This window comes from Caldicellulosiruptor diazotrophicus (genome assembly GCF_017347585.1).
Taxonomy (GTDB): domain Bacteria; phylum Bacillota; class Thermoanaerobacteria; order Caldicellulosiruptorales; family Caldicellulosiruptoraceae; genus Caldicellulosiruptor; species Caldicellulosiruptor diazotrophicus.
The window spans coordinates 2,363,156-2,389,498 of record NZ_AP024480.1; the positions used below are offsets into that span (position 1 = coordinate 2,363,156).

Consider the following 26,343-nt stretch of genomic DNA (forward strand, 5'->3'; position numbering starts at 1 on the left):
ACAAGAATAGAGGGCAGAAAAATTTATTCTGCCCTCTATTCTTTTTCATTTTCATTTAAACTCATTGCTTTCAATCATAATCTTATATACTTTGTTCTTAGACAAATTCAGCTCCTCCGCCACCATCTTTGTTGCCTCTTTTTTGGAAAATCCTTGCAAAAGCTTTTCTTTGAGCCTTTCTTTTATAAGTTCAGCATTGTCATCTTGTATTTTCTCTTTAGAATCTTCATAGCCTCTCACAACAAGCACATATTCACCCTTTGGAGGACTTTGCTTAAAGAATTCTACTGCATTGCCCAAAGTTGTGAGCATAATGCTCTCATGCATCTTTGTTATTTCTTTAACAATACTTATCTCTCTGTCCACTCCAAAAATTTCAGCCATCTGAGAAAGCGTATCCAAAAGCTTGTGAGGTGCCTCATAAAATATAAGAGTACGCTTTTCATACTTTAAGCTTTCAAGCTTTTCTCTCTTAGCCCTTTTATTTTTGGGCAAAAATCCTTCAAACACAAAACTGTATGTGTTCTGCCCTGAGACCACTAAAGCACATACAAAAGCAGAAGGACCTGGCACCACTGTAACCTCTATACCCTCTTTTATGCACCTTCTTACCAATTCATACCCAGGGTCTGAAATAAGAGGCATTCCTGCATCAGACACAAGGGCAATCTTCTTGCCACTTTTCAATTCATGTATAATTTTCTCTTCTTTTTCTTTTGGGCTAAACTCATGAAAAGAAACAAGTTTCTTTTTTATCCCAAAATGGTTCAAAAGCTTTATAGTGACCCGTGTATCCTCACATGCAATAAAGTCTACCGAATTTAAAGTGTCTATGGCACGTTTTGATATGTCATCTAAATTCCCAATTGGTGTTCCGACAATAAAGAGTTTTCCCATCATTTTGTTTCATCCTCACAGCTATTTTGAGTCTCAAGGTAATATTCCATTTCATCAATAAATAGCGGTTTGTCAACCACCAATGAACACTGTTTACCTTTTTTTGCCTCTATCAATACAAGCGAAGATTCTTTCACTTTGTTTTGGTGAACAAATCGTATAAGGCTTGGTTCCAACTTGTAATGTCTCAGATAGTATAGTGCATCTGTAAGTCTATCACTTCTGTAGACCATATAAAAACGCCCACCAAATTTTAGAATCTGCATTGCACTTCTCACAACATCTTCAATTGTATACATAATTTCATGCCTTGCAATAGCTTTTTTGATATTTGGATTTATGGTTCCACTATTTACTTTTCGATAAGGCGGATTTGTAAATACTACATTTGCAAACTCAGAACCAAAAATCTTGAGAGCATCTTTTAAATCAGCATTAATCACCTCAATCTTATCCTGAAGATTATTGATATTTCTGTTTAGCACAGCAAGTTCACAAACTTCTTTTTGAATCTCCAGCGCATAAAGTTTTTTGAATTTTTTACCTTTTGCCCAAAGCAAAATCGGAATTATAAGATTACCAGTACCAAATTCTACTACAACATCATTTTTCTTTATCTGGATAAAATCACTTAATACAACAGCATCTGTGCCATATAGAAAGTAATCTGTATCTTGATATATATAATAGTTTCCTATCTTTAAATTTTCCTTCCTAAGCATAGTTCTACCTCTTTGCCTGCAAAATTGATAATTTAACAAAGTCATTATTCAGATGAAAAAATTTTATTCAATTAGTGTTGTTTTTTTTAGTAAAAGCATTATAATATATTATAGTGCCCTTGAAAATATTTGACAATCTCAAAAAGAGGAGATTTGTTATGAAGGTTTGTATAGTTGACGACGCCCAGTTTATCCGGCAAATTTTAAAAGAGATATTCACTTCACTCGGGCATCACGTTATTGCAGAATTTTCATCTGCATCACAGCTCATTGAAGAAATCGAAGATTTAAAACCTGATATCATAACGCTTGACATAACAATGCCTGATATTGACGGACTTACTGCAACAAGAATTATAAAGAATATCTTACCAGATACATATGTCATAATAATTTCGGCAATCTCTCAGCCAGATATTGAAAAAGAAGCAAAAAGATGTGGAGCATTTGAATTCATCAAAAAGCCATTTTCCAAATTAGCAATTGAACATGTTTTGAACCAAATTAAACAAGAACAGAGCAGTAAAAATGGGGCTATACATTAGCCCCATTCTTGATTAGTATTAAAAATATAAATCTCTTACACCTTTTTTTATCATCTCAAGTTTCTTTTCAGTTTCTTTACGCATTTTTTCATCCTTTATTTGATTCAAGCTCTCATATATAATCTTTCGCCCAATCTCTTTTGTTTTCTCAGAGCCATAGTCTTCCAAATACTCCATAAAAGTTAAAAGCGCATTTGGTGTACAAAAGTCTTGAATGTCACCTGTCTTTGCATATTGCATAAACAAATCCCCAGTTCTTCCTCTCCTGTAGCATGCTGTGCAGTAGCTTGGAATATAACCTGCCTCGCAAAGAGTTCTTATGACCTCATCAGGACTTCTCTTATCTTCAACCTCAAACTGTGCAAGATCTTTATCTAAATCACCCGTGGATTTTCCTTCATATTCAAGTGTGTAGCCACCAACACCTGTGCATGACCCAGCGCTTATTTGCGATATCCCAAGGTCAATTACCTCTTCTCTAAAACCTGGTCTTTCACGGGTAGATAAAATCATGCCAGTGTAGGGCACGGCAAGTCGAATTATTGCAACAATCTTTTTAAACTCATCATCAGAAACAAGGTAAGGATACCTTTCTTTTGTCACCTCAACACCTTCGGCAGGTCTAATCCTTGGCACAGAGATTGTATGTGGTCCTACTCCAAACCTTTCTTCAAGATGCTTTGCATGTAAAATCAATCCTACAACTTCAAACTTGTAATCGTAAAGCCCAAACAAAACTCCTAAACCAACATCGTCGATTCCTGCCTGCATAGCTCTGTCCATTGCCATCGCATGCCAATCGTAATCTGATTTGGGACCTTCAGGATGCATGTATTCATATGTTGGCCTGTGGTATGTTTCCTGGAAAAGTACATAAGTGCCTATTTTTGCTTCTTTTAGTATTCTGTACTCTTCTATTGTTGTTGCTGCAATGTTGACATTCACTCTTCTTATATTACCTTTTTCTTTGTAAACAGAGTATATGGTATTTATGGCATCTACGACATATTCAATTGGCGCTTCTTTTGGGTCTTCGCCAAGTTCAAGAGCAATTCTTTTGTGCCCAAGAGATTCAATTATCTCAACCTCTTTACGTATCTCATCCATGGTAAGCTTTCTTCTTTTCATCTTTGTGTTTGACCTGTGATATCCGCAGTAGCGACAGTTGTTTATGCAAAAGTTACTGATGTAAAGCGGAGCAAAAAGAACAATTCTCTTGCCATAAATTCTTTCCTTTACCTGTCTTGCCGCATTAAAAAGCTTTTCTAAAACACTTTTATCTTCTATATTAAGAAGGGTTGCAACCTCATGAGGTTCAAGCCCATTCAGATTCAATGCTTTTTGAATTATATTCTCTGCCTTATCAAGGTTTTTCTTCCCCTTTTCAAGAATTTCAAAAACCATTTGGTCATTTATGAATTCACATCTTTCCCACTGGTCCTTTTTAAACATCTAAAACCACACTCCAATTCTTTATTTTGTAAGAGCACTCTTTACCTTTACACCAAGCAAACTCCCAAGCTTTCCTGTGAGTGCACCAATCTCATCAGTTGTTCCATCAACTATAAGAGAAATAACACAAAGCCCTCTTTCTTTATATGGTATACCCATCCTCCCAACAATAATATCACCATGATCGCTTAAGATTTTGTTGAGCTTATCTGACACCTCTTTTCTGTTTTCAACCACAATTCCAATAACGCCAATTCGCCTTTCCATTATTACCACCGTTCCTCTCCAAAAAATAAATCCACCTCTCCTGACTTTCCACAAAGTTTTATCCAAAAGAGGTGGATGCAAGTTCTATTTTAGCTTTTCCCAATCCACTCCCCTCCTTATCAGGCTACTTTGCCCTCTAAGTCAGGATTAAATATTCTGTTTGTTAATATTGTAACATACTTTTTTCTAAATTAAAACACTATTTTAACCTTCCTAGATACTAAATTATCTTTTTGATTTCAAACAACCAGTATATGATGATATAATTATAGTAAATTAAAAACAATAAAATAGTAGCAAAGGAGTTGGAACAAAATGACTGTTTTATTTTTACTTTTAATATGTTGGACAGTAGGTTTTATTCTCTTTGCAAAAATTTCCTTAGACCAAGAAGAAACTACTGAATTGCCAGATGTAAAAGTTTCAGTTATTATCCCCGCTCGAAATGAAGAAAAAAACCTTCCTTTCTTGCTTGATTCACTTAAAAGACAGTCTTTAAAACCATACGAAGTAATAGTTGTAAATGATTTTTCTGAAGATAAAACAAAGGAGATTGCAAAAAGATTTAATGTGAAAGTAATTGACAATCCACCAATTCCAAGCGGTTGGACAGGAAAAAACTGGGCTTTATGGAATGGATATTTGCACTCATCAGGAGAAATTCTAATCTTTTTAGATGCCGATGTTCGGCTTTCTAAAGATGGCATTGAAAAGATTATCAAAGCGCTAATTAAGTCCAAAGGCGCAATTTCTGTAATTCCATATCATAAAACTGAAAGACTATATGAAAAGCTGTGTATGATTGTTAATATACTTGGTGTTTTTGCTTTCACCTCGCCATATGAGAGAAAAAGTAAACAAAAAGGACTCTATGGTTCATGCATTGCACTTTTTCGTGATGATTACCAAAAGATAGGTGGACATAAAAGCATCTGCTATAAGATTACAGACGATTTGAGCCTTGGCAAACGCTTGAGTAGTTTTAACATCAATATAGAAAATTATCTTGGCATTGACACAGTCTGGTTTAGAATGTATCCAAATGGTATAAAAAGTCAAATTCATGGTATTGCAAAGAGTGCTGCTCTTTCAATGCAGCTTTTGCAAAAAAAGACAGTATTTTTAATTGCCCTGTGGGTCTTAGGTCTATCGCTTTCTGGGTTTTTAACACCATTTCTGTTTTTTTCTCATCATCATTTGCTTAGAATATTTCTGTTTTCATACTTACTTTATTTTGTTCAGATACTTTACCTTCAACGATACATAGGGAATTTCGGAATTGTAATACCTCTTTTTCATTTTGTATCAACAGCTTTTTTCCTTTATATAGTTTTATATTCATTTTACCAGGTTAAATTTTCAGGAAGTGTATGGTGGAAAGGAAGACAAGTACAGGTAGGAGGAAAGTAAGATGCTTGCAGCAATTACTCTTTTAGAATTCTTTTGTGGGTCGTTAATGTTCTCTTACTGGCTTGGAAAGCTTTTCAAAAAAGACATAACAGCGGTTGGTGACGGAAATCCAGGAGCTTTTAACCTAATTCAGGCAGCTGGTATTAAAATTGGGCTTTTGGGAGTTTTTCTCGATTTTGCAAAAGGTTATTTTCCCCTTGTTTATTTTGTTGAAAAGGGATACCTGCCAAAGTCATATATTATCCCTGCTGCAATTGCACCCATCTTGGGCCATGCATTTTCACCTTTTCTAAGGTTCAGAGGTGGAAAAACAATTGCAACTACATTTGGAGTGTGGAGTGCTACAACTCGTTTTAGGGTTTCTCTCTTCTATGCGGTAGTACTTGCCCTGCTCTTTTTAATAGCGAAAAAGCTAAAGCATGGTGGCCGTACAACAACACAAGAGGATGCTTTTATGGTAGTACTTGGTTTTACAATTGTCGGTGCATATTTATATTTAAACAACTTTTCTGTTTATCTTCTTACTTTGTGGTTTTTAAATCTGATTGTTATGATATACAAGAACAGGGAAAAACTTGCTACCTTTTATATTTCTCTTACTGATAAAGAACATGAAATAAAAAAGTAATTCATCTCCATCTTACAGAAGATGGAGCTTTCTTGCTTAATTTTTGATAAATTTTTTTTCCTCAAAAGAATAGTTTAGTATCTTTTGTCTTGAAAATGTTTAGTATAGCAAGTAATGTCTACTGTTTTTGTAAAATTTATGTTATACTATTGATATACCACACTTTATTGAAAGGAGCAGGAATTTACATTGCTAAAAAAGTGGTAGAAGGAAGCTGTTGTATATCAAATCTATCCTCGAAGCTTTTATGACTCAAATGGTGATGGAATTGGAGATTTGTCAGGAATAATAGAAAAACTTGATTATCTTCAAGAGCTTGGAGTAGACGTCATTTGGCTAAATCCCATCTACAAATCTCCAAACGCTGACAATGGTTATGACATCAGTGATTACTATGACATCATGGATGAGTTTGGTACAATGGAAGATTTTGATAGGCTCTTGAATGAAGCCCACAAAAGAGGAATTAAAATTGTAATGGACCTTGTAGTGAACCACACATCTGATGAACACAAATGGTTTTTGGAGTCCAGAAAATCAAAAGACAATTCTTACAGAGATTTTTATTTCTGGCGGCCTGGCAAAAATGGAGGGCCTCCTAATAACTGGACATCATTTTTCAGTGGTCCTGCTTGGGAATACAATGACCTGACAGGAGAATATTATCTTCACCTTTTTGCTGTAAAGCAGCCAGACCTCAATTGGGACAATCCAAAAGTCAGACAAGAAATTTACAAAATGATGAAATGGTGGCTTGATAAAGGCATAGATGGTTTTAGAATGGATGTAATTAATCTTATTTCGAAAGTTGAAGGACTGCCAGATGACTCAGATGAAAATCATGGAGGTTTGATAGGTTTTAAATACTATGCCAACGGTCCAAGGGTGCATGAATATCTTCAGGAGATGAACAGAGAAGTACTTTCTAAATACGACATAATGACAGTGGGAGAGACTCCATTTGTATCTCCTGAGATTGCAAAGCTGTATGTAGAGTATGACAGAAATGAGCTTAATATGCTCTTTCATTTTGAGCACATGGATATGGACTGCAGCGGCAGCAAGTGGAATGTAAAGCCTTGGAAACTCACTGATTTGAAAAAGATAATGTACAAGTGGTATTTGGCATTAAAAGACAAGGGCTGGAATTCGCTTTACCTTAACAACCATGACCAGCCAAGGATGGTCTCACGCTTTGGAAACGACAAAGAGTACAGGGTTGAGTCTGCAAAGCTTTTAGCAACCCTGCTTCACACATGGCAGGGAACTCCTTATATTTACCAAGGCGAAGAGATTGGTATGACAAACTGCAAGTTTGAAAGTATTGATGAGTTCAGAGACATTGAAACACTCAACTGGTACAAAGAGATGAAAAAGCTTGGAAAATCAGATGAAGAGCTTTTAGAAATCTTAAACAAAAGAAGCAGAGACCATGCACGAACACCAATGCAGTGGGATGATTCTGAAAACGCAGGATTTACAAAAGGCACCCCATGGATCAAGGTAAATCCAAATTATAAGGAAATAAATGTTAAAAAAGCTTTGGAAGATAAAAATTCGGTGTTTTACTATTATAAAAAACTAATTGAACTTAGAAAAAAGCATCCTGTCATTGTATATGGTGATGTACAAATGCTTTATGAGGACGATGAAAAGATTTTTGCATATACAAGAAACTATGAAGATGAAAGGCTTCTTGTTATCATGAACTTTTCTGAAGAAGAAGGTGAGTTTTTAGCACCAAAAGAAATATTCACTCAAAAACCTGAACTTTTAATAAGCAATTATGAGGTTGATGATAATATTCAAGAAAAAATCGTTTTAAAGCCATTCGAAGCAAGGGTATATAAAATATAAAAAGGAGAACTTTATAAGAGGGCTGTTTGAAAAGGGTTAAAGAAGTTTGAAACAACAGCCCTCTTTACTTTTTAAAAAAATTATTCTTGACAAATTTCAATATTGAAAATATAATAAAAATGTAATAAGTACAATCTAAAATAAAATCTATAAGGGGGAAGTAAAAATTTCTGATTTGGCATTTTTAAAAAGCAAGTTATTACAAAAGGGAATAAAACCATCGCTAATAAGGCTTAAGGTTTATGAATACTTGTCGAACAACAAAACTCATCCAACAGTAGATGAAATTTACAGTAGCTTGGTTGCTGAGATTCCTACACTTTCAAAAACGTCTGTGTACAACACTTTGAGTTTATTTGTAGAAAAAGGGCTTGCACAGATAATTACAATTGAAGAAAATATTGCACGCTTTGATGCTGATACATCAGTGCACGGTCATTTTCAATGCAAAAGCTGTGGCAAAATTTATGATTTCTCAGTAAAACCAGATTCTATTCAATCTTCTCTTTCTTCTGAATTTGTTGTTGATGAGATTTATGTCTACTATAAGGGCATCTGCCCTTATTGTAAAAATAAAAATAACTAAGTTGTTGGGAGGTTGAGTTTTGAAATGAAAGATTTGAAAGGAACACAGACAGAAAAGAACTTATGGGCGGCATTTGCTGGTGAGTCTCAGGCAAGAAACAAGTATACTTATTTTGCATCACAGGCAAGAAAAGAAGGATATGAACAGATTGCTGCGATATTTGAAGAGACAGCTGAAAATGAAAAGGAACACGCAAAGCTATTTTTCAAGTTTTTAAACGGAATTGGCAACACCCAAGAAAACCTCAAAACTGCTGCAGAAGGCGAACATTACGAATGGGCTGAGATGTACAAAGAGTTTGCAAAAGTTGCAAGAGAAGAAGGATTTGAAGAGATAGCAATTGCTTTTGAATTTGTTGCAAAGGTTGAAGAAAAACATGAAGAAAGATATAGAAAACTCCTTGAAAATGTTGAAAACGGTAAGGTATTTGTAAAAGATGATGTTGTCGTTTGGAAGTGCAGAAACTGTGGCTATGTGCATGTTGGGAAAGAAGCTCCAAAGGTATGTCCAACCTGCAAACATCCACAGTCATTTTTCGAACTAAGAGCTGATAATTATTAAAAACTTTTCAAAGCTGCCACTTGCCCTTGGATTGAACTGGTCAAAATAGCAGGTGGCAGCCTTTAAATTTTTTAAAGCTGTTTACTCTGAATTAATCGTTTTTTTCTTTCATACTCCTCTTCAGTTATCTCACCATTTGCAAATCTTATATTTAAAATCTTAAGCGCTTCGTCTTCTGGTGAAAAAGATTGCAAATTATTTTTCTTTGTTTGCATGTACAATTGACTAAATTTGTTAATAGCATAAATTATTACAACAACTAATACTATTAAAAATAAAATACCCACAATAAAACCTCCTATCATATGAAGTCCCCAAAGACCATCAAAGTCGTTATAAAAATGTCTCATCATTGTAATTGTCATCTCCTTTCAAATAGCTTGTGATTTACGTTATTTATAATACCCCATTAATATGAAGAAAGTATGATTAAATTGTAAAAAATGTGTAAAATTCATTTAGTGATAAAGGTAGTTTTAGAAGTAATTTTGGATTTAGTAACTCTTGTTATATATATTTATTCGGAAAATAAGAAATTTGTAAAAAGCCAATACAAAATCTATATGGTAGATAAAGTAAAATTGAGTGATTAGTATTTATTCTTTGACGTATTTATCTGTTATTTCAAAAAATTATTGACAGTAGAAGATTTTTTGGATATACTTAACATATATTTAATTCCTAAAAATACACGAGGGGGTAATTTTTTTGAAACTAAAGAGAGCAATAAAGCTGCTCATTACATTTGTAGTTTCTTTAAGTTTTGTGATTTCTTCCGTTGCATATTCTCAAACAAATTCTACGCTTCTTTTCAAGGCGGGAATTGCTTACCTGCAGGCACAAAACGCAAAAACGGTTGATGAAGAAATAAGAATTGATTTTAGATTCTCCGCAGGCAAAAATGCAACAGCAGAGGATAAGAAATTGGAAGAGTTTTTAAAGAAAATGTATATAAAAGCAAGGGTTATAGCAGATGTTTACAACTATGAAACTAATATGGTACTAAGTTTGTATTACGATAACAAACAAGTCTTAAGTGGTTCTGTTTACGTCAACAAAGAATTGGCTGCTTACAATTTCCCACAAATTTATTCCAAACCCTTGTATGTAAAACTCAACGATGACAACAAAAACATGCCTATTCAAGTTGATGTTGAGAAATACACAAAATTGTTTGATGTAAGGACTAATAAACAGCTTCAAGAGCTAGTAGCAAGTTATACCACAATTCTTTTGCCAAAACTTGCAGCTGCTGTTAAGTCTTCTGACAAAAAAGTGGAAGTTGTCTTCAGCGATGGTAAAAAACAGAGCTGTAGCGAAGTCATTTTTGAATTTAACAAAAACTCAAGCTTAGAAATTATAAAAGCGATTTTAACAAAAGCAGCAAATGACGCTAAAACAAAAGAGTTTATACTTCAAGTTTTAAAACTAATACTTGAAGATTCAAAAGCAATTATTCAGACACAGATGCTACCTGATGGAGAAGATTTTAACACTGAGGATTTAGATATTGGCGAAATCTTAAATCAGGTAAACCAAAACTATACTCAAGCTGTTAATAGTGCTGTTTATGCCATTGATGAAGTAAAGTCTCAGATTCCACCTTTTACTCTTCAGTACAGAATGATGATAGACGATAAGAATAACTTAAAAGGTGAAAGATTATACTTTTACTTAAAAGACTCCAATGATTTTAAGATTATGTTTGACATAAAAGGTGTTATAAATTCTTTGAATGCAAACATAAAAGTGCCCAAAATTGATATATCAAAAGGTGCTGATATGACAAAGCTGACTGAAAAAGATTTTGAAAAGATGCAGAAGAATGTGGAAAATATATTCAAAAAACTAGGATTGCCAATAGCAGAAATGAAAATGTAGGGTTGTGTTTATAAGTTTTCAGAAAATTAAAGGGGCTGCTATAACTTTTTCAAAAAGCAGCTCCGTTTTTTTTGTTTTATTCTCAATTAAATCTTAAAATTTGACATATTTTTCGCTTTTTCGACAAGAAAAAATGCTATAATTCTTTATAACTACATACTGTGATTAAAAGGAGGATTTTTATGCCTGGTAAAAAAAGATCTGTTGTGGGTGTGTTGATATTTTCAATAATTACTTTGGGTATTTATTACTTATACTGGATTTATGCAATCTCTAAGGAAACTCAACAGTATTTGGAAAAGAAAACTATAAGCCCAGGCCTTGAACTTTTATTTAGCATAATTACATGTGGTCTTTATTGGTTTTATTGGATTTACAAATATAGCAAAATTGCTGTTGAATGTCAACAGAAAGCTGGTCTGCCTCCAGAAGATAATGCTGTTATAAACCTTATTCTTGCTATCTTGGGGCTTGGAATTATAAGCTCTATGATTCTCCAAGCAAGCCTAAATAAAGTGTGGGAATTTGAAAGTCACAAAAATGATTCAGTTATTTCAACAACTAATACTTTTTAAAACAAGGAGTAATGAAATGTGTCCGTTTCGAAATATATGGGGAATCTCCTGCCCCGGTTGTGGTATGACAAGAGCTTTATTAGCTGTGTTAAAAGGAGATTTGTTGGCTGCATTTTACTACCACCCGTTGTGGGTGGTAGTAATTTTATATCCTTTAATATATGCTATTTTTAAAGTTAGAAAATCCAAGCAAGATTTTGATGTCTGGAAAAATAAATCACTCAAAATAATTATTAGACTCTTTCTTTTTGTTTGGATAATCCGAATGATCTTTTTCTTTCCTAATGTTCCTCCTTTAGATTTTGAAGAAAATTCTCTACTTGGACGTTTATTACAGCATCTATTCTACTAAAACATATCTTATTCCCATCTTAAAATTATTTTGAGACCTTGATTTAACAGAAAGAAAATGTTTAATTGCTATGTACAATTAAAATAATTCCAATTATCAAAAACAAAATAAGTTCTATTGGTAAAGCTTCTTGGTTTAAATTAGCCGAATCAGAAAACAAGATTACAATAACAGCAAGAGAATTAACTGTAAAATGCATCACAATTTAACTCCAAATTGAACCCGTTCAACATAAAGTAAGTGCAAAAAATTCCAATAAAAATGTAAATATATCTTTTTTAATATTATTTTACAATCCGACAACCTAGATAAAAATTTAATGCAATATATCTCTTTTTTGTCGTAATAGATTGTTAAAAAAAATAACATGTTATTAAATGTCATTACTAACATATTAAACAGTGCATTTATTTTCTCCTCCTTAATAATACACATAAATTCATTGCAATATATACAATTGACAATAATAAACCAAACACATAAGCTATCTGTATTTTTTGACCAAATATGTATTTGCTGCTTTGAGTGTAAAAACCATTCAAGAAAATGTTTACTTGTTTTGCTTTTTCACTGTTGTTTGTCCATAGAGGATTATAGGCTTCTTTTAATATATTCAATTTGTTACTATTATCTACATTATATGGCAATATTACTACTGATGAAAATTTGTTCATTTTGCTTACCTCTAGTAACCTAATTTGTTTTAATTCAAACACACCATCTTCTTTGCCGTTACTACGCACAAAAAATACTATCTGGACAAAACCATCTCTTTTAGGTGAAAATATGCTTTGTCCTCTATTATTAAATATGTCAATAAATTGGCTATCGTAAAGAACTTTATTCTTGTCCATAAATAAAATTTTGGCACTAACTTCAGCCATTCCTTTTGCTTCAATATCAAAGTCTACATAGTACAATTCGTTCTTTTTTGACTTTATTTGTTTTGTTCCATATATCAGCCAGTATTTTACCTTATCAGAATATATGTCTGAATACTTACTGCTAAATATTTTATTTCCTTTTTTTTGAGTTGTCACAGATTCTTGGAGAATGTTTGAAATCAATATATAAAGAGTATCATCTACTTTTAAATTAACCTTAACCTCTTCGGGATGCAAAACATGAATATCCTCAGGGGCTGTTAAAGATTTTATTCCATTTTCAAGCTTTATCTCTAAGGTATATTGTCCTTTTTTCAGAAAACCAAGGTCAATACCATATAACTGTGAACTCCATTTTGGATTTTTTTCTTTTTCAATACTTAAAAAATATGAATAAGGTTTGTTCGAAACGTAAAATCTTATGCCATTAAAATTATTATTAATCGATTTTAAAAATTTCAAATACCCAAATTTTACAACTTTATTATCATTGTCTTTCAACACTATTGCTACTTTACTAGTAATGTTTCCTACAAAATACAGTCTATAACTGTCGTTTCTCAGTATATCTATTTTCTTGGTATAAATCCCACTACCTACTACATCCACCATACTGTCAACAAAATTTGGATGAACATAGTAATTCTCTAAACCTTTAATTTTAAAACCTTCCTCTAATGCAAATTCATTACTAAACAATACAATTGCTTGTTTACTCTTCAAGTCCATACTCTGAATTTTTTTATAAAACCAATCAGGTAAAACACAAAGAAGGTTTAACAGTACAAAGCCTTCCTCTGGTCTTATAACAATCGTGTCTCTGGTATATTTACCAACATACAACCATTTAAACTGGTTCTCATCACCTTTTAAATTTATTTTGGCATCATTTATTTTAACCACTCCTCCATTCTCATTTACCAGAGCTCTAACATAAAGGTGGTACTTTCCTTTAATATATGAAGGAACTTTTATTTTCAGTTCATTAGATGAAATGCTTGAAAAATATCTCAACTCAAAGTCATGTATCCAAAAATATACCGGTGTTTTTTGATCTTCAAGTAACCAAAGCTCTACTCTCATATACTTTGTTGCAGGGGGGACAACAGCATTGGTATTTATAAGCGCTTTATTGAACTCAGCTACTTCTCCGGGAACACTCCCATAAACTACCCCCAATTCATTCATGTTTTCATTGAAAAATTTAAGCTTGAAATGAACTTTTCCAGCATTTACACCTGAAACCACTGCTCGAAGACTTATATATCCAGGTTTTACTGACATAAGTTTTGACCTTGCAATTTTCCAGAAAACATTGCCAATAAATTTCTTTGGAGCAACTTCCGCCGCTAAGATGCTATTGCCCATTACATCTTTTGTAATCTCAAGTTTAAAATTAGTCTCCTCTTTGTCAATTTCAAAAAAATCTGTTTTTACAATATCATTAGAGTTGAGTATAAGCTCCCCAACATTTTTATTTAACTTATATGTAGGAAGTTCCACTGTATAAGGTGTATACGTGAATATAAATCCTTCACCATAATCATAATCCCATGGCAGACGATTTAAACTGTTCACTTTGTGAATCCAAAACCAGTCTGACTCCTTGCACATTGACTTGGCCCAGCCTACATATGGATTTCCTGTGTTTATTTTATCGAACAGTGAAATCATATATTTCTCAGGCAGAATATGTTGAAAAATATCAATCCTATTATCACCTACTACTAAATTTACTTTCTCAAGATCAAACTTTTCCCTTTTGCCCTGAGACCAAATTATATTATATCCTTTCGCCCCCAATATATTTTCAAAGTCAAAGAGCTGAACAAAATGATTCAATCCTTTGGTATTGTATATGTTCACCTGAACGTCATCAGAATTCTTCTTTACATCGTAAAGATAAATAAATCCTAACTTCTTTCTTAACTTAACTTCCTTTTGCTTTCCCAAAATAAAAAGATTAAACCCTTGCCTTTCTTCTTGATCTTGAACATCCTTGTGATAAGCCACTTGATTGAAACCTGTAAGCTCTAATAATCTGCCTATCTTGTCAGTTCCACCTTTGTCCAGTAGATGTTGTAAATAAGAATAAAAATAGGAAATTGTTCCTACATTATTTTCATGTTGAAATATTGTATTTTTAGAAGATGCATATACATGAAAATCTCCAACCGCTTTCATTAAACCAGGCATTTCCTTGTTTATATTCCATCTATAAGCTGAAATGCCGTTTGAAAGCACCATATTGTCCATAGAAGGTATCCATAATATTTTACCATCTTTTGAGTAATATTGACTTATTTCTTTATATTCCTTAGGAATCGGTACACCCTTGTAATAATTGTCAATGTAAAAAATCTTAATTGGTCTTTGATAGAAATAGAAACAAATCAGCATAACAATAACAAAAGCTACTGCAAATTTTCTACCAAAGCCTGCATTTAGCAAAAAAAATACTATTCTGTCTATGCCAAAACCCAAAATTATAGCCAAAAAACAAGCCAGTACACCTACTAGTTTGTTAGGATCTCTAAAGATATGACCTATTATCGGAACATTCATTACTACTTTAACGTATATATCAGCTAATGGGTCAACATTTGTTCCTAAAGAAAGTAAGATTATAAAACTTGTTACTATGGTAAAAAGTCTTACATAAAAATGCCACCCAAAGCGATAAAATATTATGTATGCAATTATAAGCAGGAAGACTCCTCCAGCAATCCAAAACATTTTGTCTAAAAACATTTCTAAGTTAAAAAATGGAAGCCAGTAGGAAATTAAATAAAGAACATTCTGTACAGAACTATTTCGTGAAAATAATTGAAGTGTATCAACCACATTCACATTTTGAGGTTCAATATTGATAAATAATATTGCTATTGAATATGTTAAAAACCAATATATATTCCCAATTATCATTAAAATAATCATTATAAGGTATTTTCTTATGTAAAACAAAAGCACTGCTTTATAATACTTATTTAATTTCCATATTCTTAGTATAATACCTATAAACAATATGGTAAGAAAGATGATGTAAAAGAAAAAGTAGTGAATAGCTGCAGAACCAATCATGGAGTACAAAACTATTTTAAAAAAATCATCAAGAGCTATTTTCTCACTTATAGGAATGTATTTTTTCTGAATTCTTCTTTTTTGTTGATATCCTTCAACTTCCTTCTGAAAGTTAAAAATTTTTATTTCAAACAATTTCAGAAATTCCATTATTATAAGGGGGAACATACTATACCCACTCAATAGAAAAATATGTTGAATTCGGAATATAACCCATGGATTTAAAGCATAATACACAGCTGGTATTATTAAGCCAAAATAATGCACATAATCAGGAAAACCTTTGAGAGTTTTTAATAATAGGTATTCACATAATAAAAACATACCTATGCCAGATATTAATAAACAAAACAAAATTATCAATTTAAGCATCGCTTGGTTATAAAAAGATGATAGCAAAAAATTTAGGATATAAAAAGGAAGTATAAAAAATAAACGAGATAGATTGAAGAAATTAGCTGAAGAAAAATGTGGGTTAAAAATCCCCCATATTCTCTCAATATATCTTTTATCGTTAATTCCACTAAAATCAAGATCGCTAAATATAATAAAGCCATTATTTAACCAAATATTCTTTGTATCTATTAGGATGATTGCTACTACAGTAATCAATGAAATAGCTTTAGCTAATTTCCTTTGCTTTTGAAATACCTCTTCTTGTTTCATTTTATCTTATCCCTCGTCCATTTGCTTCTAAAAATTTTAGCTTATCTTTCTCGAGGATGTGTTTTTTTAGGCGCATAAGGTTGAACACTATTTGAATCTTTTCCATAGTTATAGCCCATGTTTTCGATAATGATAGATTTAAACCAACTGCTTGACTTTACAACTGTATGCCATCCTAATAAAATAAAGCTTCCAATTATTATAGAAACTAAAAGTGTTTTTATAAAAAATTTTTTTCGCTTCACTTTATATATAATATTTCTCCTTCTTTTTCTCATATTTTAATCATCCTTTTTTTTATTTAAATTTCTTGATAAGCTTATCCACAAAAAATTCATTGTCAATATAAGGTACATCAGCACAACTCCAATCGCTAAAATTGGATGTCTTACGTATTTCTTCAAATTTTCTTTATGGTAAAGATGGGGACGAAAGAAATAATACCTCTTTATTATATCCCATTTTGAACATTTCTCTGAATCAACCATACAACTAAAGTAGGTACTCTTTTTTCTTAATAAGTCTTTGAAGGTTACTTTCTTTTCATCATGAAAAATAAAAATCTCCTGGATTTTTATAACCTTTAAACCATTTTTAATACCTATAATTGTTGGCTGAATCTCTTCAAAAGCTTCCAAACCTTCAATAAAACCAGGAAACGATGCCACTTTCCATAACCTGGCTGCCTCAATGTTCCCACTCTCTCTACAATAATTTACCCTATATAGGTTTCTCTCAAAAACCTTAACTTTTGTCCAAAAGTTGTTGTAACTACTAAAAGCTACTTCAGGGATAATGAACCCATCACTATCATAACTTTCAATCACTGTCTTCAACTTTTTGAGAAAGCCAGGTGGAAGGACCATATCGCTATCTAAAAATAAGAAATGGGTGCAACTTTCAGCTAAAATTTTTTTCACTCCCTCAATCCTTGCATAGCTTCTTCCCCTGTGCTCAGTCCTAAGAATATCAAAATGAGGATATATAAGAGGTGAATCTGAACCATCATCAACGCATACAACATAAATTGGAAAATCTATTTCATCAAGTTGGTTATAGATAGAATCTAAACATCTTACAATAATATCTTCATCATTATATGTGGTTATCAAAATTCCCAGTTTCATAATTGTTCCAGCCCTTTATGTATTATCTATTATGCTTCCTACTGCCTGTAAAAATTCTTCACATTGTTTATTATAGTTAAGATGTAAAGCAAATTCAAATGCACAAATTCTCATCTTTTCATATTCTTCCCTATCAATACTCAAAAACTTTTCCAATAAATAATCTCTTCCTACTTCCTTTGTTACAAAACCAGCCTTCCCATAATTTGTTGCATCCAGACAACCAGGAACAGGATATACTAAGGAAGGTGTCCCTAAGTTAGCTGCTTCGCTTATTACAAGCCCCCAACCTTCTCTAATAGAGGGGAAAATATGCATGTGGGCTTTCTCTATTATTTCCTGTTTTTTTTCTTCAGAAATATATCCAGTGAAAATTACATCTGCTTTAATTCTCTTTGCATAATTTTTTAATTTTCTTTTATATCTCTCTTGTCCTTCTCCTATAATAAATATTTTTCTATTAAGTCTCTTTGCTAAATAAATTGCATCCTCAAATCTTTTATAGGGCACTAATCTTCCTACACTAACAAGATAATCTTCTTTATCTGTATGGGGAAGTGAAGTATACTTGTGTCTTATTGAATTTTTTATAACCCATAAAAATTCCTCTTTGAAACCAAGCCTCTTTAGGTCCTCCTTAGTTGACTGACTAACTGTTACTGCCATTCCAGATGATAAACGCCAAAGAAGTTTTTCAAGTAATTTGAGCACTTTACCAATGTACTTTGGAAAATAATATTCCCAAATCTCAAGTGTAAGCTGGTGAACTATTAATAATCTCTTATTTTTTGCAACATATAAAAAAGTGAAAAACTGATGCGTGTTTGTATGGTCAATTACTAAATCAATGTTTTCCTTATTCTTTTTGTAATAGAACATTGCTTTAAAAATTAGGCTAATTAAATTAGTTTTAAATCGAATAAACGTTATATTATCATAAATCTCATAATTTTTTTGAGTACCATCATTTTGACACAGACAAGTAATTTTGTAATGATCACTCAACACTCTTAGCACATTAAACAAATATCTTTCTGCACCGCCAGCTTTTTTGTGGCATATATCTCTTTGCGTTAATACTAAAATAGTCTTCATTTTTCTCCCTCACAATATTTAACTATTTATTTGACATTTTTCTCATTAGTTGTAAGTTGAGTATAAAAAACTGAAAATACGTGAAATACTATCAAAAGTGTTAAAATTAAAATTAATATTTCAAATTTCAATTCATGCATTAGAAAGATTTTATTTTTTAAGATTCCAATTAATATGAATAAAAACAAAGGTTCAACTATTAAATGCTTCCTTTTTATGTAATTTAAATAATTTGTAAACAATATTACAGCCATTAAAAGGTAAAATAAAAGTGGTAATATATTTAAATCAATCGAATATGGAATTTTGAAAAGATAGTAATTTATTTGTCTCCCAAAAGAAATATAACCAATAAAAATTCCAACCCATGCTATAGTCAAATAAATCCAATAGGGATATGTTTTTTTATTAATTAAAACAAGATTTCCAATCGACAATGTAACAACATAAGCAATTGAGCCCCAGGGCCTTGTCAAAACAAGCGAGTTATAAAAGTTCATTCCCCTTAATACTAAAAGATCAATATTCTGAATTACAAAAATTATCATTACAAAAACTAAATAATAGGCTCTTTTTTTGATTTCATCTATATTTATATATATAATTCTATTTTTGCTCTCTTTTTGTAAAATCTGCTTTATCAGAGATAAATATACTGTCAATACCAGCAAATACCCACCAATGTTGGATACAATCCATCTTGTTAAAAGACCATTTAAAGAAAATAATGCTAATATTCCAAATCTACTTGTGTGCAATAGAAAGTTAATCAAGGCCGCTTTTATGTAACTCCTCTCTCTCAGCAAAGTTCCTCTGAGAAAAACTACAAAACTGTCCATTAATAAAAGCATACATATTACCCATCCATAGGATGGATATAAGACACACAATACAATTCCTAAAATTAATGAAATTACACTTATTACTTTTACAGTTGCGTAAAAGCTGATATTGTATTCTATTTTGAAAAACATAACAATGTTAGAAATATAAAAAAACATACTTAGAAGTGAATTAGCAAACACAACTTCTTTTAAACTTTCTAATTCTGTAACTCCCAACCTGTAAAGGTATATAATGTACAAAAATGGTATAGTAGCAATAAACAAGTCTACAATAATATATACAATTTCTTTTTTTCGTTCACTCACTTTATCCCCACCTAAAAAGTTCAAATACTTGATGCTTTTATGCTTTTATTTTTATCATTTATCATAACCTTTTTTTGTACATTCTTTAAGCAATTTTGAACGTGTAAACAATATATACTTGCAAAACTTACAAGTAGTTTTTATAATCTCACTAATAGAAACAGAAGATTTGATTTTTCTTTCTACAACTTTTACATTTATTTCCTCAATTTGATATCCTGCATTTAACATCAAATCCGTTAATATTAAGTCAAATAAAAACCCATCCTCATTAACTCTTTGACAACATTTTTTAGCTATATCTGCTCTAAACAATTTAAAACCTAATTGTGTATCACTTACAGGAAACTGTAAAAACAACTGTCTCAAAACAAAAAATATCAGCGAAACAAAACTTCTTACAAAACCTCTCTCTTTTCTGCATGTTTTAATAGCCAAGGCAGTAGCAAAAACTGCAGCAACCATTTCATCTTCCCTTAATAGTTCTAACATGGGAAAAAAATATTTTTTTATGTCCACAGGGAGGTCAGCATCACAAGTAAGTATGTATTTCCCTTTTGAAAAACATATACCTTTTCTCAAACTATATCCCTTTCCAAACTTTTTTGCATTTTCTAATACAACTGTTTTTTGGTTCTTTGATGAGTTTATTACCTCCAGAGTATTATCAGTACTTTTTTCAACTACAATAATTATTTCATAGTTGGGTACAAACTCGTCAAAATATTTGTAAATTTCTTTTAAGGTTTGTTCAATATTTTGTGCTTCGTTATAACAGGGAATTATAACACTTATTAGTTCGTCTTTCGGAAAATTTTTTAAACTCATATTTTATCCCTCATAACTAATTTTCTTTTCCTAATTTATTAATACCCATTTTGCGAGTTGTTAAAATTTGTCAGATTGATTTTGATTTTCTTTGGAATTTTTAAAAATCAACTTTAATTTTAAAACTTCAAAATAAAATTTTCAACCATAATAATTAATTCTAAACGTGGTTATTTTAAAATATAGTGTTTGTTATGTTCAATATTATCGCAAAATTTTCTATAAAAATCAAAAGGCTGCTACAGACAGTTGCAAACCTGCTTAAAAATTAAGTCTATAGCAGCCTTGCTTTTTTATCTTAATTTTTAAATTTAAATTCACATTTTACTCTACTCTTTTCTATAATTGCAATCAGTTTCTGTTACCTTCTTTTTAATATTTAAAACCTTTGCTTAATTTACGCTAAGTTTATCAACACCAAGACCAATCAAGATTGGCATAATATTTTCATCAGATACTATCTCCTCACACACCAACTTCTTTTCCTTTTTTGTGAGCATTTTCAACTGTCATTTTAATAAGTTTCAAAAAAGCTAGGTGCAAAGGAAAGATCTTTATTCCCTAAGCAGAGCCTGATAGCTCTGTACCCCAAAGGTGAAAACAAAGCTTTTATATCCATTTTAATTCCCCCAGTTTTTCTAATTTAATTTTTTCGAAAAACCTCTCAATCTCTTTTTTATCAGGCGCCTTTACACCTTCCTTTGAGACTTTTGCCGCTGCACAGGCTAAAGCAAGTTTGAAAATAGATACATCATCCATATTTTGTGAAAGCCCATAAGAAATAGCTGCAACCATTGAATCGCCAGCACCTGTTGTGCTTTTTACCTCAACCTCAGCTGCATTTGCAAACAACTCCATGTTTTCTGTCACAAAAACTGCACCCTTTGACCCCATCGAAATCAAAACCTTTTTTATCCCATTTTCTATAAGTTTTTTTGCTGAAGTTACAATAGAAGCTAAATCATTTTCCTCGACATCAAAAAGGCACTTAAATTCGTAGATATTAGGCTTTATAACATCTGGCTTTTCTAAAACACCGCTCTCAAGCGCTTTTCCGTCGGCATCATATATAACCTTTGCACCTTTTCGTTTTAGCATTCTTATAAGCTCTACATACACATCTTCATCTGTACCAGGTGGAAGGCTTCCTGAGATCACAAAGATGTCATCAGTTTTTGCAATTCTATCTATCTTATCAAACAAAAGGTTTATGTCTTTCTTCTTCACTTCAAAACCATTTTGATTGAGGTCAGTATAAACTTTTTGTGCCGTCTCAACAATTTTGATATTTGTTCGTGTAAGACCATCTACAAAAATAAAGTCATAATCAATCTGCATGTTTTTTAAGTATTTCAAAAACCAGTCTTTATTGTCATTTCCTAAAAAACCAAGAGCAATTGATTTTCCGCCCAATGATTTTATAACCTTTGAAACATTTATGCCTTTTCCACCTGCATCTATTATACAAAGGCTACTTCTGTTTACTTGCCCTTTTTGAAGCTCATCGATATACACTGTCATATCTATTGCTGGATTTAGTGTGACTGTATAGATCAATTTGATCCCACCTTGAAATTTAAAGTTTTATGTTATGACCTTTACACCAAGTTTTTCATACTCAGCTCTCTGTCTGTCATCCATCTTATCAGTTATAATATAATCAAGTCTTTCTACAGGACATATGAGTGAAAAAGTAACCTGGCCAAATTTTGAACTATCAGCTACCAAAAAAACTTCTTTTGCATTTTCTATCATTGCTCTTTTTATAGCAGCCTCAACATGGCTTGGCGTTGTCACTCCAAACTCTATCGACACTCCGTTTGCTGCCACAAAAGCTTTGTCAACCCTAAATTGCCTGAGTATGCTTTGCGTTATATCTCCAACAAGAGCTTTTGTCTTTGTTCTTATAACCCCACCCGTAACAATAACTTCAATATTGTCATTGTTTGACAGTTCATAAGCTATATTTACTGAATTAGTTATAACAGTAACATTTCTTGCTGTTAAATTTCTTGCAATATACTGGGTTGTTGTACCTGAATCTAAAATAACTGTGTCTCCTTCACAAATCATGTTTGCTGCAAGTCTTCCTATATATTCTTTTTCTTTTGCAAACTTGTCCTCTTTTTCTGCAAAAGAAGGCTCGAAAGAGGTAATGAAATTGTTGACCGCCCCACCATGGGTTCTTTTTATTATCCCCAGCGCCTCAAGCTCCGCCAAATCTCTTCTTATGGTAGACTCTGATACACCAAACAGCTTTGCAAGCTCTGAAACCTTAACACTTTGCCCACTTTTTATCATCTGCGCAATTTTACTTTTTCTTTCCTCAGCAAACATTTTATTCACCTTTCGTTTATGCTCATTTTGATGAATGAATTTAATCATTTATGCTCATTTATGATTAATTTCATTATAGAACATGAAAGCTACCCTGTCAAGCACCTTTTACAAAAAATATATGCCTTCTTGTCTAAATTTGTTTGATTTGCACATACATAATAAGATGATATTGTGAAAAGTGAAAAAGAAGTTTTGCAGGATGAAGAAGGTGTTCAGATTATGAGAGTGCTTGGCAAAAACATGGCTTGGCTTTTGAAGCTTGTTGAAAATGGAAAGGACAGCATTTTGGAGCCTCCTAAAGAGGCAAAGGTATTTACTAACTTTATAAGGTAATAAAAAAAGAGGGGTTTTGGAAAAATTACTTTCTACCAAGCCCCTCTAATGTTCTTTTTATCTATTTATAAAAGCTTTGTTATCTTCCCACCTTCAACCTTAACAATCTTATCATCTACAGAAATCCAGACGTCAATTGAAGATGGGTTGTATACAAAGTCGCCGTTTGCTGAAAACTTGAGATTTTGCAATGCCTTTATGTAATCAACAATCTCGATGTTTGTTGCATACCAAATATCTGGTTGGTCACCTACCATTTTGCAAAACTCTTCAATTAAATCCCAGTTGTTGTCATTGTCAAACTCATAGCTGTGTCCCCAGACATAAAAAAGATACAGATATTGCCTCTTATAAAAGCTTAAAAACTGCTCTGCAAGTTTTAAAAGATTATGGTTATGGTGGCAGGTTGCCTTCCATTCATAAAAATCAAACGGAAGAGAAAAATCAAAACTATCCCCAACTATTCTTGCATAATCAATTCCACAGTATGGCAAAAGCTTTTTTATCTCAGGTGTATAAGATCCATTTGGATAGGCAAGCCCTCTTACTGGATATCCAACGATGTCTTCTAAAATCTTTCTGTCCTCAATTATCTGCTGAACTACTTGGTCATGAGGACACCTTGCAATTGTTGGATGATTGTAAGTATGCGATGCAATTTCATGACCTTCATAAAGCTTTTTTACATCTTCTTTTGAAATTCTATCACTTTGGCCCAAAAGTCCAGCGTTTAAATTAAATGTCCCTTTAATTCTATACTTGTTTAAAATTTCAACAAGTTTTATATCCTGCTTTTTGCCATCGTCATAGCTCATTGTCAGTGCTTTGAACCTGCCACCAGGAAAACAATAATAAATCTTTTTCATCTTTTGAAAATTCATCTCCTTGCACATCAAATTTATATTTTTTATTTTACCTCTTTGCCTGTGTAAGGAAAGTGCCAACTTTTTATTTTACCTTCAAAATTTTTATATCAAGAGTTTCCATATCAACTGTAACATGTGGAAAATCGTAAGCATTACTTTTATCTCCTTTCAGAGAGTAGATACACTCAATTTGTCTTCCTTTCCCCACATCAAATAAACCTGCTTTCATCAAATCCAACCTTATTTTTCTTTTTCGTAAAATATCAGCATTTGCAACTACAATCAGGTACTGCTTCTCATGTTCAGTAAAAAGTTTGTATCCAAATGGCAAAACAAATTTGCTGTTGTGAGGAATCTTGAAAAAGTTTTCTTTACTCATAAAGTCCAGATATTCTTTTCTTATCTTAGCTACTTCTTCAATTAAATCTATCATTTCATCTGCATCTTCGTTTGTCCAGTGAAGAGCGTATTTATCAAAAAACGCAAGCTTACCATAAAGAGGATCTGATTTAGAAAGCATGAACTTGCCATCTGGTTGTGGGTCAAGACCTAAGTTCATTGGCTGAACTTCATAAACTTCCTGCCCGCACGTGACAAAAGGCACGCTGTTTGGCAAAAAGAAATTTAAAACTGTTGCAAACCGTGAAAATTCTCTTTTTCCAAGCCTTGAAGCCGCACGCGGACTGTCTGGGATTTCACATGCCGCAAAAACAGGAACTTCAAGCTGCAAAAGTATATCCAAAACCTTTTTCAGTGTTCCTTGATAGTATCGTGGTTCTCTTGCCCAAAGATCACCAATTATCATGTTATACCCCGACTCTTTCGCTTTCCTATCTGCATCCATTGAAAGTTCTTCTGCAATAAAGCAAAATTCGGGGTCTTCTTTTCTGGCATTTGAGATTATCATATCTTCCAGCTCTTTTGGAAGAGCGTGACCCATGTCAATCCTCGCACCATCTATGCCAAAGTTCTTCTGGTAATGTACAATGATGCTTGCAATTTTTTCCCAAAGCTCTTTGTTTGGCTTTTTGCCTTTGAAGATATTTCCTCTTATAATATCAAAAAGAATATACGGTGGCTGGCTTTCATCTACATACTTTGCAGACTGCATAGGATTGTCAAGATACAGTCTCAAATACGTCACATCTGTCCAAGGCGGCTGCGGGTCATTCAGACAGTCTGAAAAAGCTGGTGCAGTAGTTATCCCAATCTCTTTTTCAATTAGCTCGAAAAAGTCAAGGTTTTTGTCTTTTTCGCACCTATCTTTTATACTCTGCCACTTTTGCGGTGCGAACCTGTCAGGTGATGGTACAAACTTTTTAATGTGCTTTTGCACAGCCGGATCCTTGTATATAAGCTCAATATTTTCTTCATTTGCCTTTGTAAACTCTTTTATCAAAGTCAGCTTTGGTGGACCGTATTCTTCTAAATCATCTATTTTAATCCAGTAAAACCAATCAGGATGTTCCAGTATAAAATCAGAGTCCCTTGCAGATGTGCGTGGAATAATATCAATTATAAATCTTATGTCAAGAATATGGCACGCTTCAATCAAAGCTTTAAATTGTTCATCTATTGAAAGCTTATCTGCCATAGGGTCAAAAAGCACTGGGTCAAGTTCAAAAAAGTTCTTGACTGCATAAGGCGAACCCATCTCACCTTTTTTATACCTTGTGCTGTTTTTGTTAATTGGAAGAGCGTAAATGGCATCAAAACCCATTCTCTTTATATGAGGCAGCAATGCAATTGTTTTAACAAATGTACCTGTATCTTTTAGACCGAAGCTATTTTCAAGTTCAAGTTCTTTTGATAAGTCATGATCCCAGGCTGAAAATGTACGAATTTGCATACCATATACACTGCTCTTTTCAATCCAGCTGTTATAACTTTTTTCTGAAGGTCTATTGCCTTTAGAAAGTATTTTTGAAAGTGGTTGAAGGTAATCAGTATTATTTTTCATACAAGGCAAAATTGCTTTTTCTATCGCCTGTGCAACAAACTTATACGGGTTTACTGAGATTGTGCCATCATTGTTTTCTTTTTTCTCAAACCCATCATAGCCGAAACTATCCCAAAGTTTTGGTACTCTGAAATCGTTTTTTCCATCCCACTCTTTTGCTTTATTATTCAGAATCTCAACAAGTTTTTCTAAAACTGACATCTTTCTTGTTTCTCCCCTTTTTCAATTTGTTCTAATTAATTTATACCCATAGCTTATTTTGGGCAAACGTTTGCAATT

At 32.5% G+C, this 26,343-nt stretch carries 24 protein-coding genes and 3 pseudogenes; 10 read left to right on the forward strand and 17 right to left on the reverse strand.

What is annotated here, in order from left to right; all coding sequences use genetic code 11:
- Positions 1 to 51: 51 nt before the first annotated feature.
- Both rsmI and CaldiYA01_RS11165 read right to left on the reverse strand, forming a co-directional pair.
- Positions 52 to 900, reverse strand: a complete 849-nt coding sequence (rsmI, locus tag CaldiYA01_RS11160; RefSeq protein ID WP_207179772.1) for a 16S rRNA (cytidine(1402)-2'-O)-methyltransferase — start codon at positions 898 to 900, stop codon at positions 52 to 54.
- On the reverse strand, positions 897 to 1,619 hold the full coding sequence (locus CaldiYA01_RS11165; RefSeq protein ID WP_207179774.1) for a tRNA1(Val) (adenine(37)-N6)-methyltransferase: 723 nt from the start codon (positions 1,617 to 1,619) through the stop codon (positions 897 to 899). The genes rsmI and CaldiYA01_RS11165 overlap by 4 nt, the downstream gene beginning before the upstream one ends.
- Positions 1,620 to 1,777: 158 nt before the next feature.
- Here CaldiYA01_RS11165 and CaldiYA01_RS11170 point away from each other — a divergent pair, with 158 nt between their 5' ends.
- The gene (locus CaldiYA01_RS11170) at positions 1,778 to 2,164 is read left to right on the forward strand and encodes a response regulator (protein ID WP_207179777.1); all 387 of its coding nucleotides are present in this window, start codon (positions 1,778 to 1,780) and stop codon (positions 2,162 to 2,164) included.
- A gap of 18 nt (positions 2,165 to 2,182) precedes the next feature.
- Here CaldiYA01_RS11170 and hydG read toward each other — a convergent pair whose 3' ends face one another.
- Together hydG and CaldiYA01_RS11180 are read right to left on the reverse strand one after the other, a co-directional pair.
- The gene (gene hydG, locus CaldiYA01_RS11175) at positions 2,183 to 3,616 is read right to left on the reverse strand and encodes a [FeFe] hydrogenase H-cluster radical SAM maturase HydG (RefSeq protein ID WP_207179779.1); all 1,434 of its coding nucleotides are present in this window, start codon (positions 3,614 to 3,616) and stop codon (positions 2,183 to 2,185) included.
- A gap of 21 nt (positions 3,617 to 3,637) precedes the next feature.
- A complete protein-coding gene (locus tag CaldiYA01_RS11180) occupies positions 3,638 to 3,883 on the reverse strand; it encodes a TM1266 family iron-only hydrogenase system putative regulator (RefSeq protein ID WP_207179781.1) in 246 nt (81 codons plus the stop codon).
- 315 nt (positions 3,884 to 4,198) lie between these two features.
- On the opposite strand from CaldiYA01_RS11180, the gene CaldiYA01_RS11185 reads away from it, so the two are divergent.
- The 5 genes and pseudogenes from CaldiYA01_RS11185 (at position 4,199) to rbr (ending at position 8,925) form a co-directional block, all read left to right on the forward strand.
- Positions 4,199 to 5,293 (forward strand): glycosyltransferase, encoded by a 1,095-nt coding sequence (locus CaldiYA01_RS11185; RefSeq protein ID WP_207179783.1) that lies wholly within the window; start codon positions 4,199 to 4,201, stop codon positions 5,291 to 5,293.
- Position 5,294: 1 nt separating this feature from the next.
- A complete protein-coding gene (locus CaldiYA01_RS11190) occupies positions 5,295 to 5,921 on the forward strand; it encodes a glycerol-3-phosphate acyltransferase (protein WP_207179785.1) in 627 nt (208 codons plus the stop codon).
- Positions 5,922 to 6,110: 189 nt separating this feature from the next.
- Positions 6,111 to 7,778, forward strand: a pseudogene (locus CaldiYA01_RS11195) (glycoside hydrolase family 13 protein).
- A 175-nt stretch (positions 7,779 to 7,953) separates the two neighbouring features.
- On the forward strand, positions 7,954 to 8,364 hold the full coding sequence (locus CaldiYA01_RS11200) for a Fur family transcriptional regulator (RefSeq protein ID WP_207179787.1): 411 nt from the start codon (positions 7,954 to 7,956) through the stop codon (positions 8,362 to 8,364).
- A 24-nt stretch (positions 8,365 to 8,388) separates the two neighbouring features.
- Positions 8,389 to 8,925 (forward strand): rubrerythrin, encoded by a 537-nt coding sequence (rbr, locus tag CaldiYA01_RS11205; protein ID WP_207179789.1) that lies wholly within the window; start codon positions 8,389 to 8,391, stop codon positions 8,923 to 8,925.
- 71 nt (positions 8,926 to 8,996) lie between these two features.
- Here the strand turns inward: rbr and CaldiYA01_RS11210 are convergent, their stop codons facing one another.
- Positions 8,997 to 9,278 carry an SHOCT domain-containing protein gene (locus CaldiYA01_RS11210; protein ID WP_207179791.1) on the reverse strand — a complete coding sequence of 94 codons (282 nt, stop codon included), beginning with the start codon at positions 9,276 to 9,278 and terminating at the stop codon, positions 8,997 to 8,999.
- 355 nt (positions 9,279 to 9,633) lie between these two features.
- Here CaldiYA01_RS11210 and CaldiYA01_RS11215 point away from each other — a divergent pair, with 355 nt between their 5' ends.
- From CaldiYA01_RS11215 to CaldiYA01_RS11225, 3 genes are all read left to right on the forward strand, one after another.
- Positions 9,634 to 10,806, forward strand: a complete 1,173-nt coding sequence (locus tag CaldiYA01_RS11215) for a hypothetical protein (RefSeq protein WP_207179792.1) — start codon at positions 9,634 to 9,636, stop codon at positions 10,804 to 10,806.
- Between the two features lie 182 nt (positions 10,807 to 10,988).
- Positions 10,989 to 11,381 carry a DUF4234 domain-containing protein gene (locus CaldiYA01_RS11220; RefSeq protein WP_207179794.1) on the forward strand — a complete coding sequence of 131 codons (393 nt, stop codon included), beginning with the start codon at positions 10,989 to 10,991 and terminating at the stop codon, positions 11,379 to 11,381.
- Between the two features lie 16 nt (positions 11,382 to 11,397).
- Complete coding sequence (locus CaldiYA01_RS11225) at positions 11,398 to 11,733, forward strand: DUF2752 domain-containing protein (RefSeq protein WP_207179796.1); 336 nt, start codon at positions 11,398 to 11,400, stop codon at positions 11,731 to 11,733.
- 61 nt (positions 11,734 to 11,794) lie between these two features.
- Here CaldiYA01_RS11225 and CaldiYA01_RS11230 read toward each other — a convergent pair whose 3' ends face one another.
- The 10 genes and pseudogenes from CaldiYA01_RS11230 to CaldiYA01_RS11270 form a co-directional block, all read right to left on the reverse strand.
- On the reverse strand, positions 11,795 to 11,932 hold the full coding sequence (locus CaldiYA01_RS11230) for a hypothetical protein (protein WP_207179798.1): 138 nt from the start codon (positions 11,930 to 11,932) through the stop codon (positions 11,795 to 11,797).
- A gap of 208 nt (positions 11,933 to 12,140) precedes the next feature.
- A complete protein-coding gene (locus CaldiYA01_RS11235) occupies positions 12,141 to 15,833 on the reverse strand; it encodes a hypothetical protein (protein ID WP_238480530.1) in 3,693 nt (1,230 codons plus the stop codon).
- Positions 15,834 to 16,405: 572 nt separating this feature from the next.
- The gene (locus CaldiYA01_RS11240; RefSeq protein WP_238480531.1) at positions 16,406 to 16,609 is read right to left on the reverse strand and encodes a hypothetical protein; all 204 of its coding nucleotides are present in this window, start codon (positions 16,607 to 16,609) and stop codon (positions 16,406 to 16,408) included.
- Between the two features lie 36 nt (positions 16,610 to 16,645).
- Positions 16,646 to 17,491, reverse strand: coding sequence for a glycosyltransferase family 2 protein (locus CaldiYA01_RS11245; protein WP_207179804.1), 846 nt, complete (start codon positions 17,489 to 17,491; stop codon positions 16,646 to 16,648).
- A gap of 15 nt (positions 17,492 to 17,506) precedes the next feature.
- Positions 17,507 to 18,586, reverse strand: a complete 1,080-nt coding sequence (locus tag CaldiYA01_RS11250; protein WP_207179806.1) for a glycosyltransferase family 4 protein — start codon at positions 18,584 to 18,586, stop codon at positions 17,507 to 17,509.
- Positions 18,587 to 18,612: 26 nt separating this feature from the next.
- The gene (locus CaldiYA01_RS11255) at positions 18,613 to 19,737 is read right to left on the reverse strand and encodes a hypothetical protein (RefSeq protein WP_238480532.1); all 1,125 of its coding nucleotides are present in this window, start codon (positions 19,735 to 19,737) and stop codon (positions 18,613 to 18,615) included.
- Between the two features lie 54 nt (positions 19,738 to 19,791).
- Positions 19,792 to 20,565 carry a glycosyltransferase gene (locus tag CaldiYA01_RS11260; RefSeq protein WP_238480533.1) on the reverse strand — a complete coding sequence of 258 codons (774 nt, stop codon included), beginning with the start codon at positions 20,563 to 20,565 and terminating at the stop codon, positions 19,792 to 19,794.
- Positions 20,566 to 20,894: 329 nt separating this feature from the next.
- A pseudogene (locus CaldiYA01_RS12565) lies at positions 20,895 to 21,111 on the reverse strand (putative PEP-binding protein); the annotation flags it as partial.
- A gap of 63 nt (positions 21,112 to 21,174) precedes the next feature.
- The gene (gene pfkB / locus CaldiYA01_RS11265; RefSeq protein WP_207179808.1) at positions 21,175 to 22,122 is read right to left on the reverse strand and encodes a 1-phosphofructokinase; all 948 of its coding nucleotides are present in this window, start codon (positions 22,120 to 22,122) and stop codon (positions 21,175 to 21,177) included.
- 27 nt (positions 22,123 to 22,149) lie between these two features.
- Positions 22,150 to 22,902 carry a DeoR/GlpR family DNA-binding transcription regulator gene (locus tag CaldiYA01_RS11270; protein ID WP_207179809.1) on the reverse strand — a complete coding sequence of 251 codons (753 nt, stop codon included), beginning with the start codon at positions 22,900 to 22,902 and terminating at the stop codon, positions 22,150 to 22,152.
- 189 nt (positions 22,903 to 23,091) lie between these two features.
- Here CaldiYA01_RS11270 and CaldiYA01_RS11275 point away from each other — a divergent pair.
- Positions 23,092 to 23,238, forward strand: a pseudogene (locus CaldiYA01_RS11275) (flavodoxin family protein); the annotation flags it as partial.
- A 65-nt stretch (positions 23,239 to 23,303) separates the two neighbouring features.
- Here CaldiYA01_RS11275 and CaldiYA01_RS11280 read toward each other — a convergent pair.
- Positions 23,304 to 24,104 (reverse strand): polysaccharide deacetylase family protein, encoded by an 801-nt coding sequence (locus CaldiYA01_RS11280; RefSeq protein ID WP_207179811.1) that lies wholly within the window; start codon positions 24,102 to 24,104, stop codon positions 23,304 to 23,306.
- Between the two features lie 82 nt (positions 24,105 to 24,186).
- Entirely contained in the window at positions 24,187 to 26,265 is a 2,079-nt protein-coding gene (locus CaldiYA01_RS11285; RefSeq protein ID WP_207179813.1) for an alpha-amylase family glycosyl hydrolase, read from the reverse strand.
- Between the last annotated feature and the right edge of the window lie 78 nt (positions 26,266 to 26,343).

What these genes read in the sequence shown, in the direction of transcription:
- CaldiYA01_RS11210 (WP_207179791.1), bottom strand. Translation starts at nt 9,278, where the DNA reads ATGATGAGACATTTTTATAACGACTTTGATGGTCTTTGGGGACTTCAT.
- CaldiYA01_RS11225 (WP_207179796.1), top strand. Translation starts at nt 11,398, where the DNA reads ATGTGTCCGTTTCGAAATATATGGGGAATCTCCTGCCCCGGTTGTGGT.
- CaldiYA01_RS11285 (WP_207179813.1), bottom strand. Translation starts at nt 26,265, where the DNA reads ATGTCAGTTTTAGAAAAACTTGTTGAGATTCTGAATAATAAAGCAAAA.
- CaldiYA01_RS11185 (WP_207179783.1), top strand. Translation starts at nt 4,199, where the DNA reads ATGACTGTTTTATTTTTACTTTTAATATGTTGGACAGTAGGTTTTATT.
- CaldiYA01_RS11260 (WP_238480533.1), bottom strand. Translation starts at nt 20,565, where the DNA reads ATGAGTTTAAAAAATTTTCCGAAAGACGAACTAATAAGTGTTATAATT.
- CaldiYA01_RS11220 (WP_207179794.1), top strand. Translation starts at nt 10,989, where the DNA reads ATGCCTGGTAAAAAAAGATCTGTTGTGGGTGTGTTGATATTTTCAATA.
- hydG (WP_207179779.1), bottom strand. Translation starts at nt 3,616, where the DNA reads ATGTTTAAAAAGGACCAGTGGGAAAGATGTGAATTCATAAATGACCAA.
- CaldiYA01_RS11270 (WP_207179809.1), bottom strand. Translation starts at nt 22,902, where the DNA reads ATGTTTGCTGAGGAAAGAAAAAGTAAAATTGCGCAGATGATAAAAAGT.
- CaldiYA01_RS11180 (WP_207179781.1), bottom strand. Translation starts at nt 3,883, where the DNA reads ATGGAAAGGCGAATTGGCGTTATTGGAATTGTGGTTGAAAACAGAAAA.
- CaldiYA01_RS11280 (WP_207179811.1), bottom strand. Translation starts at nt 24,104, where the DNA reads ATGAAAAAGATTTATTATTGTTTTCCTGGTGGCAGGTTCAAAGCACTG.
- CaldiYA01_RS11170 (WP_207179777.1), top strand. Translation starts at nt 1,778, where the DNA reads ATGAAGGTTTGTATAGTTGACGACGCCCAGTTTATCCGGCAAATTTTA.
- CaldiYA01_RS11190 (WP_207179785.1), top strand. Translation starts at nt 5,295, where the DNA reads ATGCTTGCAGCAATTACTCTTTTAGAATTCTTTTGTGGGTCGTTAATG.
- CaldiYA01_RS11165 (WP_207179774.1), bottom strand. Translation starts at nt 1,619, where the DNA reads ATGCTTAGGAAGGAAAATTTAAAGATAGGAAACTATTATATATATCAA.
- CaldiYA01_RS11250 (WP_207179806.1), bottom strand. Translation starts at nt 18,586, where the DNA reads ATGAAGACTATTTTAGTATTAACGCAAAGAGATATATGCCACAAAAAA.
- CaldiYA01_RS11230 (WP_207179798.1), bottom strand. Translation starts at nt 11,932, where the DNA reads ATGCATTTTACAGTTAATTCTCTTGCTGTTATTGTAATCTTGTTTTCT.
- rbr (WP_207179789.1), top strand. Translation starts at nt 8,389, where the DNA reads ATGAAAGATTTGAAAGGAACACAGACAGAAAAGAACTTATGGGCGGCA.
- rsmI (WP_207179772.1), bottom strand. Translation starts at nt 900, where the DNA reads ATGATGGGAAAACTCTTTATTGTCGGAACACCAATTGGGAATTTAGAT.
- CaldiYA01_RS11245 (WP_207179804.1), bottom strand. Translation starts at nt 17,491, where the DNA reads ATGAAACTGGGAATTTTGATAACCACATATAATGATGAAGATATTATT.